Annotated in this window: 12 protein-coding genes, 1 tRNA gene and 1 CRISPR repeat array; of the genes, 7 read left to right on the top strand and 6 right to left on the bottom strand. The window is 67.1% G+C overall.

Annotation, left to right across the window (positions count from 1 at the left end):
• The first annotated feature begins 4 nt into the window (after positions 1-4).
• Positions 5-823, top strand: a complete 819-nt coding sequence (locus tag B0B01_RS10650; protein WP_076649839.1) for a TatD family hydrolase — start codon at positions 5-7, stop codon at positions 821-823.
• A complete protein-coding gene (locus B0B01_RS10645) occupies positions 820-1,620 on the top strand; it encodes an MBL fold metallo-hydrolase (RefSeq protein ID WP_076649838.1) in 801 nt (266 codons plus the stop codon). The genes B0B01_RS10650 and B0B01_RS10645 overlap by 4 nt, the downstream gene beginning before the upstream one ends.
• 139 nt (positions 1,621-1,759) lie before the next feature.
• Here the strand turns inward: B0B01_RS10645 and B0B01_RS10640 are convergent, their stop codons facing one another.
• Positions 1,760-2,512, bottom strand: a complete 753-nt coding sequence (locus B0B01_RS10640) for a cytochrome c biogenesis CcdA family protein (RefSeq protein WP_076649837.1) — start codon at positions 2,510-2,512, stop codon at positions 1,760-1,762.
• 120 nt (positions 2,513-2,632) lie between these two features.
• Between B0B01_RS10640 and B0B01_RS10635 the strand changes: the two genes are divergently transcribed.
• On the top strand, positions 2,633-2,866 hold the full coding sequence (locus B0B01_RS10635) for a sulfurtransferase TusA family protein (RefSeq protein WP_076649836.1): 234 nt from the start codon (positions 2,633-2,635) through the stop codon (positions 2,864-2,866).
• A gap of 107 nt (positions 2,867-2,973) precedes the next feature.
• Here B0B01_RS10635 and B0B01_RS10630 read toward each other — a convergent pair whose 3' ends face one another.
• From B0B01_RS10630 to purC, 4 genes are all read right to left on the bottom strand, one after another.
• Positions 2,974-5,640, bottom strand: a complete 2,667-nt coding sequence (locus tag B0B01_RS10630) for an Rne/Rng family ribonuclease (protein WP_076649835.1) — start codon at positions 5,638-5,640, stop codon at positions 2,974-2,976.
• 479 nt (positions 5,641-6,119) lie between these two features.
• The gene (locus tag B0B01_RS10625; RefSeq protein WP_076649834.1) at positions 6,120-7,454 is read right to left on the bottom strand and encodes a sigma-54-dependent transcriptional regulator; all 1,335 of its coding nucleotides are present in this window, start codon (positions 7,452-7,454) and stop codon (positions 6,120-6,122) included.
• Positions 7,455-7,470: 16 nt separating this feature from the next.
• Positions 7,471-9,213 (bottom strand): sensor histidine kinase, encoded by a 1,743-nt coding sequence (locus B0B01_RS10620; RefSeq protein ID WP_234967757.1) that lies wholly within the window; start codon positions 9,211-9,213, stop codon positions 7,471-7,473.
• A 157-nt stretch (positions 9,214-9,370) separates the two neighbouring features.
• On the bottom strand, positions 9,371-10,126 hold the full coding sequence (gene purC, locus B0B01_RS10615; RefSeq protein ID WP_076649832.1) for a phosphoribosylaminoimidazolesuccinocarboxamide synthase: 756 nt from the start codon (positions 10,124-10,126) through the stop codon (positions 9,371-9,373).
• A gap of 168 nt (positions 10,127-10,294) precedes the next feature.
• On the opposite strand from purC, the gene B0B01_RS10610 reads away from it, so the two are divergent.
• Both B0B01_RS10610 and bmt read left to right on the top strand, forming a co-directional pair.
• Positions 10,295-10,624, top strand: a complete 330-nt coding sequence (locus tag B0B01_RS10610) for a DUF1476 domain-containing protein (protein WP_076649831.1) — start codon at positions 10,295-10,297, stop codon at positions 10,622-10,624.
• A gap of 96 nt (positions 10,625-10,720) precedes the next feature.
• Complete coding sequence (gene bmt, locus B0B01_RS10605) at positions 10,721-11,743, top strand: betaine--homocysteine S-methyltransferase (protein WP_076649830.1); 1,023 nt, start codon at positions 10,721-10,723, stop codon at positions 11,741-11,743.
• A gap of 174 nt (positions 11,744-11,917) precedes the next feature.
• Here the strand turns inward: bmt and B0B01_RS10600 are convergent, their stop codons facing one another.
• A complete protein-coding gene (locus B0B01_RS10600; RefSeq protein WP_076649829.1) occupies positions 11,918-13,237 on the bottom strand; it encodes an ATP-binding protein in 1,320 nt (439 codons plus the stop codon).
• A gap of 71 nt (positions 13,238-13,308) precedes the next feature.
• Here B0B01_RS10600 and B0B01_RS10595 point away from each other — a divergent pair, with 71 nt between their 5' ends.
• Positions 13,309-14,250 carry an MBL fold metallo-hydrolase gene (locus B0B01_RS10595; protein WP_083946290.1) on the top strand — a complete coding sequence of 314 codons (942 nt, stop codon included), beginning with the start codon at positions 13,309-13,311 and terminating at the stop codon, positions 14,248-14,250.
• Positions 14,251-14,304: 54 nt separating this feature from the next.
• Positions 14,305-14,379, top strand: a tRNA-Asn gene (locus tag B0B01_RS10590).
• Positions 14,380-14,429: 50 nt separating this feature from the next.
• A CRISPR array of direct repeats spans positions 14,430-15,373; the repeat unit is 29 nt; unit sequence CGGTTCATCCCCGCGTGTGCGGGGAACAG.
• Positions 15,374-15,448: the final 75 nt, after the last annotated feature.

Below are 15,448 nucleotides of genomic sequence, written 5' to 3'. Positions count from 1 at the left end.
ACCGATGCCCGATACACCAGAAATCACCGACAGCCACTGCCACCTCGACTTCCCCGATTTCGAGGGCGAACTCGACCGGATCATCGCCAATGCCGCAAAGGCCGGCGTGACGCGGATGGTCACGATCTGCACAAGGCTCGAACAGGAGCCCGCCGTCCGCGCCATAGCCGAGGCTCATGACCCGGTGTTCTATGCCGCCGCGACCCATCCGATGAGTGTCGCGCAGACGCCCATGGCGCGCACCGACCAGCTGGTCGCGCTCGCGCGCCACCCGAAATTCGTCGGCATCGGCGAAACCGGGCTCGATTATCATTACACCGCCGAAAGCGCCCGCGCGCAGCAGGAGTCGCTGCGCATCCATATCGCCGCCGCGCGCGAAACCGGACTGCCGCTCATCATCCATTCCCGCGACGCCGATGACGACATGGCCCGCATCCTGACCGAGGAACACCGCGAGGGCGCCTTTTCCTGCGTGATGCACTGCTTTTCCTCGGGCGAGGCCCTGGCGCGCCGGGCGCTCGACCTCGGCTTCTATCTCTCCATGTCGGGAATCGCCGCCTTTCCCCGCAGCAGCGAATTGCGCGCAATCTTTTCCCGCGCCCCGATCGACCGCATCCTGGTCGAGACCGACGCCCCCTATCTCGCCCCCCCGCCCCATCGGGGCAAACGCAACGAACCGGCCTTCACCGCCCATACCGCGAAGGTCGGGGCCGAAGTCTTCGGGCTCGACTATGCCGATTTCGCGGCCCGCACGCAGGAAAACTTCGATCGTCTCTTTACCCGGGCCGCCGCCTGGCAGGGCAAAGGGGCCGCACCGGCATGAGCGGGATGCTGCGGGCCACGATCCTCGGCTGCGGCTCTTCCGGGGGGGTGCCGCGCCTCGGCGGCGAATGGGGCGCCTGCGATCCCGACGACCCGAGGAACCGGCGCCGCCGCTGTTCGCTCCTGCTCGAGCGCGACGGTAAAGACGGCACGACAAGCGTGCTCATCGACACCTCGCCCGACATGCGCAGCCAGCTTCTCGACACCGGAACCGGGCGGCTCGACGGGGTGGTCTATACCCATTCCCATGCCGATCACGTCCATGGCATCGACGATCTGCGCATGATCGTCTTCAACATGGGCGAACGGCTGCGCGTCTGGGCCGACGACTATACGGGCGACGAACTCCTGGCCCGCTTCGGCTATGCGTTTGTCCGCCCCGAAGGCTCGACCTACCCGCCGATCCTCGACCTCCACATCATCGAGGGGCCGTTCGAGATCACCGGCCCCGGCGGCCCGATCCCGCTGCGGCCCTTCCTCGTCAATCACGGCTCGATCAATGCGCTCGGCTTCCGCATCGGCGGGCTGGCCTATCTTCCCGATGTCGCCGAAATCCCCGAAGCCGCCTGGCGCGAGCTTTCGGAACTCGACTGCTGGATTCTGGATGCGCTGCGCCGTACCCCGCATCCGACCCATGCGCATCTCGCCCGCTCGCTCGACTGGATCCGCCGCGCCCGCCCGCGCCGCGCGGTGCTCACCAACCTGCATATCGACATGGACTACAGCGAGGTCGACCGCGACACGCCCGACCATGTGCTGCCGGCCCATGACGGCATGGTGATCGAAGTCCCGCTCTGATCCTGCGCCGGCGGCGGACAGGGCGCGCCCATGCCTTCTTCTGGCCGGAAATATCCCCGCCGGAGGCCCCCGCCGCCGGCCCGGGTCACACCGCGGGATATCGGGGCCCAGGTGGAAGCAAAGCTGCCGATTGCCCGCCTCAGCCGAGATTGGCAAGCGCGGGAAATGTCTCAAGCAGCCAGTAGGAAAAGCTTGAAAAACCGCCGGTCAGCATCAAAAGCCCGATGGTCCAGAGCAACAGCCCCATGCTGCGCTCGATCTGCTGCATGTGCCGCTTCATCCAGCCCATGAGCCCGCCGAGCCGGGGCAGGAACGCCGCGACCAGAAGGAACGGCACGCCGAGCCCGATCGCATAGACCGCAAGCAGCGACGTGCCCCGGGCAACCGACGCTTCCGAGGCGGCAAGCGACAGGATCGCGCCCAGTTGCGGACCGATGCAGGGCGTCCACCCAAAAGCGAAGGCAAGCCCCAGGACATAGGCCCCGAATGCCGATCCGCCGCGGTCTCCGGCGTCGATCCGCGCCTCGCGATCGAGAAATCCGATGCGATAGACGCCGACGAAATGTGCGCCGAACACCATCACGAGAATCCCGGCGATGGTGTTGAACCAGTCCTGATACTGCAGGAACAGCGTACCGATCATCGAGGCCGTGAAGCCGAGGAACAGGAACACCGTCGAAAGCCCGAGCACGAAGAACAGCGCGGGCAGCATGGCCCGGTTGCGCCCGGCCGTGTCGCGGCTCAGATCCTGAACCGCAACGCCGCTCATATAGGCCAGATAGGGGGGCACGATCGGCAGCACGCAGGGCGAAAGGAAACTCACGACCCCGGCCAGGAGCGCCACCGTCATCGCCGGCAGGAGCGCGGCGTCAATGATCTCGATTCCAAACATGATTCATGCTTTAGGCGATAGGGGAATCGAGGTCACGCAACATGTTGTCACAACTGCGTGCCCGCCCGCACGGGCCGGAGGTGTCCCCTTCGCCCGGCATCTGCTGCCAAGGAGTCTCCCATGACCAAGGTGGATGAAACCGTCGATGCCCGCGGCCTGCTCTGCCCGCTGCCGGTGCTGAAGGCGCGCAAGCGGCTCGGCGCGCTCGCGGATGGCGCGGTGATGCGGCTCGTCGCCGACGACCCGGCGGCGGTGGTCGACGTGCCCCATTTCTGCGCCGAATCCGGCCATGCGCTGCTCGCGCAGGAGGAATTCGAGGGGGCGCAAGGCTACCTGATCCGCAAGGGCGGCTGACCCGGGCTCCGGGCGCATATCGTCCCTGCGGAAAGACAGGAAGGCGGGCCGGTTTTCCGGCCGGCCCGCCCCCCGCGATTCATCTGTTCAGTGCGCCGTGCGGATCGTCAGCTGTTCACCGTCCACCAGCCCTGACGCCTGGGGCGCGCGGTTTCCTCACCACCCGGCTTGTCCTCTTCCTCGCCGGCGGCCTCCGCACCGGGCGCGGCCTGCGGTTCGGGTTCGGGCGCGGGGGTCGGGACAGGTGCCGGCGCCGGCTCCGGTGCGGGAGCCGGGGCCGCATCCTCGACCGCCGCAACCGGCGGCGCGCTCGGCTCAGGCGTCGCATCGGGTGCGGGCGTCGCCGGTGCCCCGGCGGTATCGGTCTCGGCGTTGCCGGCGGCCGCGGGCGCCTCCGGGGCCACCTGCGCTTTTGCTGCGGCACCAGAGCGGCGGCTGCGCACGACCCGCCGCGGCGCGGTGGCAGTCTCGCCCTCGGTGACCGGCTCCGCTTCGCCCGGCGCGGTCCGGGCCTCGGTGGTGTCGCCCGCCTCGGGTTCGGTGGCGTTGCCGGCTGGCCGCGGTGCACGGGTGCGCGTCGGGGCCTGCGGCGCGGGTTCCGCCGGCTGTGCGGCGGGGGCATCCGCGGCCGTGCTGTCCGCGGCCGCCCCGGCCCCGGTCACGGCTGCGTCAGCCTCATCCGCATCATCGGCGCGGTCGCGCCCGTTCTGCTCGGCGCCATGGCCATTGCCCTTGCCGCGGCGGCGCGGGCGGCGGCGGCGGCGGCGCGACCGGCCCTCGCCGTTTTCGTGGCTGCCGTTATCGCCGCCGGAAGATCCGCCGTTCTCGTCCTGCCCGACGGCGGATTTTCCGTCCTCATCGGCAGTTTCGTCTTCATCCGGCTCGGCCTCGGGTTCCATCAGCGACGCATCGGCCGAGACCACGGGGCTGCTTGCGACCGGGGTCGGGCGGCTCGCGGTCTTGAATTTCTCCATCACGAAATCGGGGCTGGCGAGCTGCCCGTCGCCTTCGATACGCACCGAAAGCCCGTATCGCGCCTCGATCTGGGCGATATGTTCGCGCTTCTGATTCATCAGGAAATTCGCGATCCCGACCGGCACCCGCACGAGAACCTCGCGCGAACGCTTGCGCACACCCTCTTCCTCGATCTGGCGCAGGATATTGAGCGCCATGCTGTCGTCCGAACGGATCAGCCCGGTGCCGTGACATGACGGGCAAGGCTGGGTCGTCGCCTCGAGCATACCGGGGCGCAGCCGCTGGCGGCTCATCTCCAGAAGGCCGAAGCCGCTGATGCGGCCGACCTGGATGCGGGCGCGGTCGGTCTTCAGCTTGTCCTTGAGCTTTTTCTCCACGGCCGAGTTGTTCTTGCGCTCGTCCATGTCGATGAAGTCGATGACGATGAGCCCGGCAAGGTCGCGCAGGCGCAATTGCCGCGCGATTTCCTCCGCCGCCTCGAGGTTGGTATGGAGCGCGGTCTCCTCGATGCTGCTTTCGCGCGTGGCCCGGCCCGAGTTCACGTCGATCGCCACCAGCGCCTCGGTTATGCCGATCACGAGATAACCGCCGGATTTCAGTTGCACCACCGGGTTGAACATGCCGCCGAGATAGCTTTCGACCTGATAGCGCGCGAACAGCGGCATCACGTCCTGGTAATGTTTCACGTTCTTGGCGTGCGACGGCATGATCATCTTCATGAAATCCTTGGCCGTGCGATAGCCCTGCTCGCCCTCGACCAGAACCTCGTCGATCTCGCGGCTGTAAAGGTCGCGGATCGACCGCTTGATCAGGTCGCCCTCGGCATAGATGCCGGCGGGCGCGATGGATTTCAGCGTGAGTTCGCGGATCTGCTCCCAGAGCCGCTGAAGGTAATCGTAATCGCGCCGGATCTCGGCCTTGGTGCGTTTGGCCCCGGCGGTGCGGATGATCAGACCGGCCCCGCGCGGCACGTCGATGTCGGCGGCGATCTCCTTGAGTTTCTTGCGATCCGCGGCGTTGGTGATCTTGCGCGAAATGCCGCCGCCCCGGGCGGTGTTCGGCATCAGGACGCAATAGCGCCCGGCAAGCGAAAGATAGGTCGTGAGCGCCGCGCCCTTGTTGCCGCGCTCTTCCTTGACCACCTGCACCAGCAGGATCTGGCGCACCTTGATGACTTCCTGGATCTTGTAGCGGCGCAGGCGCGGCTTGCGCGCATGGCGCAGATCGTCGCTGTCGCCGGTGCCGTCATCGTCGTCCACCACCGACTCGATCGTGCCATTGGTCCCGGAGTCCCCGTTGCTGTCGTCGCCCGGGGAATCCTCGTCCTCCGGGTCGGCGACGGGGGTCTCGGCCACGCGCTCCATGGGAGAGCTGCCCTCGTCCGCGTCCGCGTCGTCGCCTTCGTCGAACTCGACCGTCTCCATGCCGGAGATCGCATCCGAGGTGACCGCGCGTTCCGCCTTCGTCGCGGCGGCCGCGGCCTCTTCCTCGCGCGCATGCAGCGCCTCGGCGCGGGCGTGTTCCTCGGCCATCAGCGCTTCGCGATCGGCCACCGGGATCTGGTAGTAATCGGGGTGGATCTCCGAAAAGGCCAGAAATCCGTGACGGTTGCCGCCGTAATCGACAAAGGCCGCCTGCAGCGACGGCTCGACGCGCGTTACCTTTGCGAGATAGATATTCCCGGCAAGCTGGCGCTTGCTTTCGGATTCAAAGTCGAATTCCTCGACCCGGTTTCCGTCCACCACCACGACGCGGGTTTCCTCCGCGTGGGTGGCGTCGATGAGCATTTTTCTTGACATGTTACCTTGCTGCACCGCGCCCGACCGCGCTGCCCGGGTGGGCGGGCGCGGTGGCGATGGTGACTGATCTGGGCGATAGGTGACGCAGGCGGACATGAGTCGGGGGCGGCGGCCGCTGTCCGGCGCCCTGCCCCTGTGCTCGATCCTCGCGCGCGCGTCATCGCGGTTCTTCTCCGACAGCGCGGAACGGTTCCGGCGCTGCCCATCCGTTCCCTTGCCGGTGGGTCTTGGGGGCAAGGGCATTGCGTCGATCCCGCAGGGGATCAAGTAAACCCGCACCGGCAGAGGCTGTTGTTTGGACGTCCCGGACGGCGCGATGAAAATTCATCCGGATTCGCTGGCGACCGCCAATGCGAACCTCGTCCGCACAATATGCTGACGTGAGCGGCAATGACAATGCCAAATTTGCCGCCCAGGGCGGCGGGCTGGCGTTCGTGCCGCCCAGGTAACGGTGCCGCCCGGCGCGGGGCGCGCCGGTTTCAAAGGTAATCCGCGCGCTGCAGCCCGTATTTCGCCATCTTCTCGTTCAGGGTGCGCCGCGGCAGGCAAAGCTCGTCCATGACGCTCGCGATGCTCCCCTTGTGGCGGCGCATGGTGTTGTCGATCAGCATGCGCTCGAACGCCTCGACATATTCCTTGAGCGGCTTGCCCTCGGTGGTCATGACCGGCTGCATCTCTTCGTGGTCGGACATCAGCAGCGAAGCGATGGTGCCGGCGCCGCGGCGCGACTGCAGCACCGCGCGTTCGGCGATGTTGATGAGCTGACGGACATTGCCCGGCCACGGCGCCTGCAGCAGCTGGGCCGCCTCCTGCGCCGAGATCTGGGGCGCGTCGCAGCCGTATTCATCGGCGAACTGTTCACTGAGCCGCGTGAACAGGGTCAGGATGTCCTCGCCGCGCTGGCGCAGCGGCGGAACGGTGATGCGCAATGCCGCAAGGCGATAGAACAGGTCCGGGCGCAGCGCGTCCTCGCAGGTGCGGCCGGCCTCCTGCATGTTGGAAATGGCGATGATGCGGGTCTCCGACGGGGTGCCCTGGGCGTTGATCGCGCTCAGCAGCTTGGCCTGAAGCGTTTCGCTCAACGCCTCGATATCCTCGAGCACGAGCGTGCCGCCGCGGGCCTCCTCGATCGCCGGAAGCTGCGTATCCTCGGGCTGCATCGGGCCGAACAGCCGCCGCGAGAGCGCCTCTTCCTCGATCGCGGCGCAGCTCAGCAGCACGAATTTCTTGCCCGCCCGGCTGCCGACCGCGTGCAGCGCATGGGCGACCAGGGTCTTGCCGGTGCCGGTCTCCCCGTCGATGAGCACATGCCCGTCGGCCTGCCCGAGGTCGAGGATATCCTCACGCAGCCGCTCGATCTGCGGGCTGGAGCCGATCAGCTTCTTCATCAGTTGACTGCCGTCGCTCAGTTCGCGGCGCAGCGCGCGGTTGTCGAGGGTCAGGCGCCGCGTTGCGGTGGCGCGGCGGGCCAGTTCGGACATGCGGTCGGGATCGAAGGGCTTTTCCAGAAAGTCAAAGGCCCCGAGCCGCATCGCCTCGACCGCCATGGGCACGTCGCCATGACCGGTGATCATGATGACCGGCAGCGCGCTGTCGGTGCCCATCAGCTTTTTCAGGAACTGCATCCCGTCCATGCCCGGCATGCGGATATCGGTGATCACGATGCCCGGATAATCGGGGCCGAGCTTCTTCAGCGCCTCTTCGGCGCTGGCAAAGGCCTCGGTATCGTAGCCCGACAGCGCGAGCCACTGGCTGATGCTCTGGCGCATGTCCTGTTCATCATCAATGATCGCAATCTTCATGGCCTGGGCCATTCCTGTCACCTTCCCGTCATTCCGCCGCTTCCATCCCGTCGTCGAGAATCGGAAGCTGCATTTCGAATACCGCACCGCCATCGCGCGCATTGCGCGCCGTCAGGCGGCCGCCCAGGTCGTTCACGATCCCCGAGGAAATCGCAAGCCCCAGCCCGACGCCGTCGCCCGGCGTCTTGGTCGTATAGAACGGCTCGAACAGCGCATCCAGATCCTCGATCCCCTCGCCGTTGTCGCGCACCGTGAGCGTCGCCGTCTCGCCGGCCGCGAGAATGATCTGCACCTCGGGTTCCGCCACCGACTTGGTGGCGTCGATCGCGTTGCGCAAGAGATTGACCATCACCTGTTCGATCCGCATCCGGTCACCCATCACCCAGACCGGCTCGTCCGGCAGAATCTGGGTGATCTGCACCTGGCGCTGGCGCAGTTGCGGCTCCATCATCGACAGGGCCGACGCCAGCGCATCGCCCATGTTGACCGGGGAAAAGCTCTCGGCCCCCTTGCGGGCATAGGATTTCAACTGACGCGTGATCGCCCCCATGCGCTCGATCAGGGCGTCAATGCGCCCGAAAGAGGCCAGCGCCTCCTCGGGGCGGTTGCGCCGCAGCAAGAGCCGCGCACCGGCAAGATAGGTCTTCATCGCCGCGAGCGGCTGGTTCAGTTCGTGGCTCACCGCCGCCGACATCTCGCCCAGCGCGGCGAGCTTGCTCGACTGCGCCAGCGTCTGTTCGGCCACGGCCAGGTTCTCCTGCACCCGCTCGCGCTCGGCGATTTCGCGCTGGAGCCGGGCGTTCAGCAGGCGCAATTCGGCGGATTCACGCTCGAACAGCGCCATGCGCAGCGCCGTGCGCCGGTTCAGCACGTAGAATCCACCGGCCAGAAGCAGCGCGAACCCCATGATCTCGAGCGCGAGCACCCCGTTCACCCGTTCGCGCACCGATTCATAGGTGCTGAAGGAAATCATCCGCCAGCCCCGGAACGGGATCCGCGTCGAGGTGCGCATCACCGCCTCGCCGCGCAAATAGGCGTCGGCCGGCAGCGCGGTCCAGTCGGCCGTGGCCCGGATCGCGCGCTCGATGGCGTTGCGCGGCGGCTGCAACTGCACCGCCTCGGATTCGGTCAGGCCGCGCCAGCGCGATTCCGTCGACAGGATGATGGCGCCGGACGCATCGGTCACCATCATCGCATCCGAAATCCCGGCCCAGGCCCGTTCGAATTTCTGCAGATCGACCTCGACCACGATCACCCCGAGCACCGATCCGGCACTGTCGAGGCGGCGCGAATAGGTGAAACGATAGCCGCCCGCATCGCGCGGGATGACCGAGAACACCGTGGTGTTGGAGCGCAGCGCATCGACGAAATAGGGTTCACCCCGGTGCGAAGCGCCCAGCCGGCTGCGGTCGGTCGCCGCCACCGTACGCCCGCTGCTGTCGAGCAGCATGAGCGAGGCCGCGCCGATCTCTTCCACGAAGGAAATCAGCCGCTGGGTGGACTGGCTGAAATCCTTGGAGTTCAGCGCCGCGATCAGCGTCGGATCGCGCGCCAGAAGCTGCGGCACGATCGAATTGCGGCGCAGTTCGCTCACGAGGTTGCCGCCATACAGCGCAAGCCGCAGCTCGGCACGGTTGCGCGTGACCTCGGTGAACCGGTCGGTCAGCAGACGGTTGGTGACCCAGACGGTCGCGACCGCCGCCACCAGCACCACGAACAGGAGCACGCGGAACCGCCAGCCCCCGGTCGATTCGCGACGACCGGGAAGCATGGTTCTGAGAAGAGGATTGCGCGCCCGGGACATTTTCACAAGCTACGCGCAGCCGCAGCCGCGCTCAAGCGATCTGCCGCGCGCGGGCGGCGCGGATGGGCAAAACTGTGCCGGCCAGCCGGTCCGCGGGCGGTTCCACGCCGGCCCTGCCCCGCATTCAGTTGATCAGCTTCGGCTTCGTGACCTGCGCGCGGGGCAGCACGCCCAGGCGATGCGCGACCTCGGAATAGGCGTCGCTCAGGTTGCCGAGATCGCGGCGGAACACGTCCTTGTCGAGCTTGCGCCCGGATTCGATGTCCCAGAGCCGGCAGGAATCGGGGCTGATCTCGTCCGCGACCACAAGGCGCTGGAAATCGCCCTCGTAGATGCGGCCGATCTCGATCTTGAAGTCGATCAGCTTGATGCCGACGCCATACATGACCCCGGCAAGGAAGTCGTTGACCCGCAGTGCAAGGCTCAGGATATCGTCCATGTCCTGGGCGCTGGCCCAGCCGAAGGCGGCGATATGTTCCTCGGTCACCAGCGGGTCGCCGAGCGCATCGTCCTTGTAGCAGTATTCGATGATCGGGCGCGGCAGTTGCGTGCCCTCCTCGATGCCGAGCCGCTCGCTCAGGCTGCCGGCGGCGAAATTGCGCACGATCACCTCGAGCGGGACGATCTCGCAGGCGCGCACAAGCTGTTCGCGCATGTTCAGGCGGCGGATGAAATGGGTCGGCACGCCGATGTTGTTGAGCCCGGTCATGAAATATTCGCAGAGGCGGTTGTTCAGCACGCCCTTGCCGTCGATCACGTCCTTTTTCTTGGCGTTGAATGCGGTGGCATCGTCCTTGAAATACTGGACGAGCGTTCCGGGCTCGGGGCCTTCATAGAGAATCTTGGCCTTGCCCTCATAGATCTTCTTGCGCCGAGCCATGTTTCGCCTTTCGGGGTAATGTCCGGCAGATGATCTGCCCTCTGGCGCCGCTATAATCCAAGGCCGCTGTTCCCGCAAGCGGCGCGCCCTTCGCGGCACTTGCGCGATGCCGCGTGCGCGGGCATTCTGCCCCCGAAAACGCCACCCATGTTTGGAAAGAGTCCCGCCATGACCACATTCGACGACCGCAAGAACGCCTTCGAGAAGAAATATGCCCATGACGAAGAAATGCTGTTCAAGGCCGTGGCCCGCCGCAACCGGCTGGTCGGGCTCTGGGCGGCGGAACTGCTGGGCAAGTCCGGCAGCGAAGCCGACGCATATGCAAAGGAGATCGTGCTTGCCGATCTGAAACTGCCGGGGCCGGATGACGTGATCGAGCGGCTCGAGGCGGATCTGGGCGCCCGCGCCGATGCGGCGACCATCCGCGCCAAGCTCGACGAACTGCTGCCGGTGGCCAAGGCACAACTGATCGCGGAACTAGACGACCAGGAGGGCTGACCGCCGGGCCGAATGCGGCTTGCCAGAGGCCGTGGCACATGACAGATCCGGACGGGAGTGGACAGGCCAGACCACTTGCTGCACAGGATCACGACCATGACCGACCTGCTGACCCGCATGCTTGCAGAAAAGGATGTGCTGCTCGCGGATGGCGCGACCGGCACCAATCTTTTCGCCATGGGGCTTCCGGCGGGCGAGACGCCGGAAATCTGGAACGCCGAACAGCCCGAGAAGATCCGCGCCCTCTATCGCGGCGCCGTCGACGCCGGGAGCGACCTGTTCCTGACCAACACCTTCGGCGGCAACGCGGCGCGGCTCAAGCTGCACCAGGCGCAGGCGCGGGTGCATGAACTGAACCGCATCGGCGCCGAACTCGCCCGCGACGTGGCCGAGACCGCGGGGCGCAAGGTGGTGGTCGCCGGCTCCGTCGGCCCCACCGGCGAGATCATGGAGCCGGTCGGCACGCTGTCCCACGCGCTTGCGGTCGAGATGTTCCACGAACAGGCCGACGCGCTCCGGGAGGGCGGCGTAGATGTCGCCTGGCTGGAAACCGTCTTCGCCCCCGAGGAATACCGCGCGGCCGCCGAGGCGTTCCAGCTGGCCGGCCTGCCCTGGTGCGGCACCATGAGCTTTGACACCGCCGGGCGCACCATGATGGGCGTAACCCCGGCCGCGCTCGCGCAGATGGTCGAGTCGATCGACAACCCGCCCGTCGCCTTCGGCGCGAACTGCGGGCGGGGCGCATCGGATCTGCTGCGCACGGTGCTCGGGTTCGTCGCACAGGGGACCGAGCGGCCGATCATCGCCAAGGGCAATGCCGGCATCCCGAAATTCACCGATGGAGAAATCCATTACGACGGCACGCCCGAACTCATGGCCGATTATGCGGTGATGGCCCGGGACTGCGGCGCGCGTATTGTCGGCGGCTGCTGCGGCACGACGCCCGAACATCTGCGCCACATGCGCGCCGCGCTCGATGAACGCCCGAAGGGCGAGCGCCCCACGCTCGAGGTGATCGCCCAGGCGCTCGGCCCGTTCAGTTCCCCCGATGACGGGAACGAGGACAACGGCGCCGCCGCGCGCCCGGCCCGAAGCGGCCGCCGCCGGCACCGCGACTGAACCGGCGCCACGCAGCAAAGCGCCGCCGGTTCCGCCGACCGGCGGCGGGCCGGGCGCGCGGCGGCGCCCGCATACCGCGCTGCAGCGGGCGGGAAAAGGGCGCCGGTCGCCCGGCTGCCCCTCATGCTCCGTTCCCCGCAGCCTGCCGGCAGACGCGCCGCCCGGGCGCCGCGCTCAGCGGGCGATGACGATCTCGGCCAGCAGACCGCCAAGCCGCTCGCTCCGGCCCAGCACCAGCCGCCCGCCGTGGATGCTCGCCACATCGGCGACGATGGCAAGCCCGAGCCCGACCCCGCTGCCGCGATCCTGATTGCGCGCCGGATCGAGCCGGGTAAAGGGTTTCACCGCCTCTTCGCGGTCGGCTTCGGCGATGCCCGGCCCCTCGTCCTCGACCCGGATCCGCAACTGCCGGGGCGTCAGCAGCACCGAGACCTCGGCCCGGTTCCCATAGCGCAGGGCGTTGGAAATAAGGTTTTCGACCGCCCGGCGGATCGCGCTCGGGCGCAGCATCAGCGTCGCGTCGCTGTCGCCCTCGGCCAGGGCAAGTTCGACCCCCATGCCCGCCCGCTGCGCATCCGCAACGATCTGCCCGACCAGATCGAGCGGATTGACCGGCTCCGCCTCGTCCTCGACCGCCCCGCGCGAAAAATCGAGGAACGCGTCCAGCAGCTTCTGCATCTCGGCGACGTCGTTCAGCAGCGGCTCGGAATCTTCCATCATGGAAAGCCCGAGCTTCAGCCGCGTCAGCGGTGTGCGCAGGTCGTGACTGACCCCGGACAGCATCATCGTGCGCTGTTCGATCTGGCGCTCGATCCGGTCGCGCATGTCCAGAAAGGCATGGCCCGCCGCGCGCACCTCGACCGCGCCCGAGGGCTTGTAGCGCATGTGATGCCCGCGCCCGAAAGCCTGCGCCGCGCGGGCAAGCCGGGTGATCGGGCGCAGCTGGTTGCGCATGTAGACAAAGGCGATGACGGTCATCAAAACCCCGAAGGCGACCATGGTCACGATCAGCTGATGCGGCGCCGCGACCGTCACCCGGCGGCGGCTGAAGCTGAGACGAAGCACCCCGAGCGCGGTTTCACGGTAGGCCAGAACCATGTTGTCGCTGCCGAATTCCAGCACCGCGATCTGCGGCATCCGCTCGCGGAATGTGTCGCGCACCACGCGGGCCGAAAAATCATACCATTGGATGAAATCCTCGTCCGGCATCGCCCCGGGCTCCACAAACCGCGCGCCCATCCCGAAACGGTGCAGAAGCGGCGCCATGCGCGCCAGCGCCTCGCCCTGCGTCATGGACCCGTCGACCACATCCGAAATCACCGCGAGCTCGCGCAGTTCGGCATAGGCGAGTTCGGTCGTGACCTTGCTTAGATGGCGGCCGATGAAGACAAAGGACACCACGAGCTGCAGCACCACGACCGGCGCCACCAGGATGAGCGCGGTGCGCCCGTAAAGCCCGCGCGGAGTAAAGCGTTTGAGCCAGCGAAACATCATGCGCCGACCCTAGACCAGGATTCGGCGCTCCGGTATTGCCTTTCGCCGCCCCGCGGCAGATGCCTGTCATCATGAACACCCCCTGCCCCGATTTCGCCCCGAAACCCGGCCGCGCCGTGACGCTGCTGCCGGGGTTGCGGCGGATTCTCGCGCCCAACCCGTCACCCATGACCGGCGCGGGGACCAACACCTATCTGCTCGGCACGCGCGATCTGGCGGTGATCGACCCGGGGCCCGCCAGCCGCGCGCACCTTGACGCGATCCGCGCGGCACTCGGCCCCGGGCAGCGGATCAGCCACATCTTCGTCACCCATTCGCATCTGGACCATTCGGCACTGGCCGGGGCGCTGGCCCGGCAGAGCGGCGCGCCCGTGTTCGCGTTTGGCGATTCGAACGCCGGGCGCAGCCCCTTCATGAGCCGGCTTCTGGCCGAGGGGCTGTCCGGCGGCGGCGAAGGCATCGACCGCGACTTTGCCCCCGACCGGCGCCTGTGCGACGGCGAATCGGTCTCGGGCGACGGCTGGCACCTGCGCGTCATCCACACGCCGGGCCATTTCGGCAATCACATCGCCCTTGCCTGGGGACGGCACTGCTTTACCGGCGATCACGTCATGGGCTGGGCAAGTTCGCTCGTGTCGCCCCCCGACGGCGATCTCGGTGACTTCATGGCCTCCTGCGAACGCCTGCGGCGGGACGACTGGGACTGTTTCCACCCCGGGCATGGCGCGCCCGTCACCGATCCGGCGGGGCGACTCGACTGGCTGATGGCGCATCGCCGCAGCCGCGAGGCCGAGATCCTGCGCGAACTCGCCGCCGGTGCCGCGCGCATAGGCGATCTGGCCCGGCGCATATATGCCGACATCCCGGCACCGCTGCTGCCCGCGGCGGAACGCAATGTGCTCGCGCATCTGCTCGATCTGCTGCGCCGCGACCATGTCCGCATGACCGGTCCGCCGGGCAGCAAGGGCCGGTTTTCGATCACGTCCCCCCGGCATAAACCCGGAGCGCAATGAGCGGAAATCGGCTCTGGACCTCGCTGAAAGCGATTGCTATATCGCGATCACCGTTCCGGCGTAGCTCAGCGGTAGAGCAGTTGACTGTTAATCAATTGGTCGTAGGTTCGATCCCTACCGCCGGAGCCAAAATCCTCGAGCAAGGTCAAGCGTCTGGCAGATCATAGCCCTGCAGGGTGGTCTTCATCCCCGCGTGTGCGGGGAACAGATGGGCAGCGATCCCACCCGAGGGGCGAGTTGCGGTTCATCCCCGCGCGTGCGGGGAACAGCCGCAAAGTCATTGGAGACGGGTTTGCGCCCGCGGTTCATCCCCGCGTGTGCGGGGAACAGGTCCGACAGGATTTGCCGGCTGGCCTTCATCCAGGTTCATCCCCGCGTGTGCGGGGAACAGGCGCGGCGGCCGTGTCGAACCCGCCGATCAAACGGTTCATCCCCGCGTGTGCGGGGAACAGGCGGGATTGACCAGCGGCCATGTTTTCGGGTCCGGTTCATCCCCGCGTGTGCGGGGAACAGGGGCGTTGAGCGCCGATGCGAAATCGGGAGCACGGTTCATCCCCGCGTGTGCGGGGAACAGATCAGCGCCGGGTTAAGTGCCATTCGCAGATCCGGTTCATCCCCGCGTGTGCGGGGAACAGCGGAGCCATGACCCGCTCCGCCCCATCCTGTCCGGTTCATCCCCGCGTGTGCGGGGAACAGGCCTATCTGGGAAGCCAGGCCGTTAGGTCTGGCGGTTCATCCCCGCGTGTGCGGGGAACAGGGAAACTAGCCGATTCCGTTATGGGGGTCGAACGGTTCATCCCCGCGTGTGCGGGGAACAGTCAGCGCGGGTCACGCTATCCGGAATGCAAGCCGGTTCATCCCCGCGTGTGCGGGGAACAGGCGGGTCGGGATGCGCATTTACCGCGCAACCGCGGTTCATCCCCGCGTGTGCGGGGAACAGGCAACGTCGCGCTCAATCGTCATCGCCTCCTGCGGTTCATCCCCGCGTGTGCGGGGAACAGTTCTCGGGCGAGAGCCACTGGAATCCATCGGGCGGTTCATCCCCGCGTGTGCGGGGAACAGGACGTGTTTGTGAACGCGTATCATCGCATCCGCGGTTCATCCCCGCGTGTGCGGGGAACAGACTTCCTGGAAGCCTTTGTGCTGCAATGATATTCACGATGTCAATCGAGGCACCGATTATTGCGCCGCTCCGGCA

Source organism: Pontibaca methylaminivorans, from assembly GCF_900156525.1.
In the GTDB taxonomy this organism is placed as follows: Bacteria; Pseudomonadota; Alphaproteobacteria; order Rhodobacterales; family Rhodobacteraceae; genus Pontibaca; species Pontibaca methylaminivorans.
This window is presented reverse-complemented; position numbering and strand designations above follow the sequence as displayed.

What these genes read in the sequence shown, in the direction of transcription:
- B0B01_RS10650 (WP_076649839.1), top strand. Translation starts at nt 5, where the DNA reads ATGCCCGATACACCAGAAATCACCGACAGCCACTGCCACCTCGACTTC.
- B0B01_RS10645 (WP_076649838.1), top strand. Translation starts at nt 820, where the DNA reads ATGAGCGGGATGCTGCGGGCCACGATCCTCGGCTGCGGCTCTTCCGGG.
- B0B01_RS10640 (WP_076649837.1), bottom strand. Translation starts at nt 2,512, where the DNA reads ATGTTTGGAATCGAGATCATTGACGCCGCGCTCCTGCCGGCGATGACG.
- B0B01_RS10635 (WP_076649836.1), top strand. Translation starts at nt 2,633, where the DNA reads ATGACCAAGGTGGATGAAACCGTCGATGCCCGCGGCCTGCTCTGCCCG.
- B0B01_RS10630 (WP_076649835.1), bottom strand. Translation starts at nt 5,640, where the DNA reads ATGTCAAGAAAAATGCTCATCGACGCCACCCACGCGGAGGAAACCCGC.
- B0B01_RS10625 (WP_076649834.1), bottom strand. Translation starts at nt 7,454, where the DNA reads ATGGCCCAGGCCATGAAGATTGCGATCATTGATGATGAACAGGACATG.
- B0B01_RS10620 (WP_234967757.1), bottom strand. Translation starts at nt 9,213, where the DNA reads ATGCTTCCCGGTCGTCGCGAATCGACCGGGGGCTGGCGGTTCCGCGTG.
- purC (WP_076649832.1), bottom strand. Translation starts at nt 10,126, where the DNA reads ATGGCTCGGCGCAAGAAGATCTATGAGGGCAAGGCCAAGATTCTCTAT.
- B0B01_RS10610 (WP_076649831.1), top strand. Translation starts at nt 10,295, where the DNA reads ATGACCACATTCGACGACCGCAAGAACGCCTTCGAGAAGAAATATGCC.
- bmt (WP_076649830.1), top strand. Translation starts at nt 10,721, where the DNA reads ATGACCGACCTGCTGACCCGCATGCTTGCAGAAAAGGATGTGCTGCTC.
- B0B01_RS10600 (WP_076649829.1), bottom strand. Translation starts at nt 13,237, where the DNA reads ATGATGTTTCGCTGGCTCAAACGCTTTACTCCGCGCGGGCTTTACGGG.
- B0B01_RS10595 (WP_083946290.1), top strand. Translation starts at nt 13,309, where the DNA reads ATGAACACCCCCTGCCCCGATTTCGCCCCGAAACCCGGCCGCGCCGTG.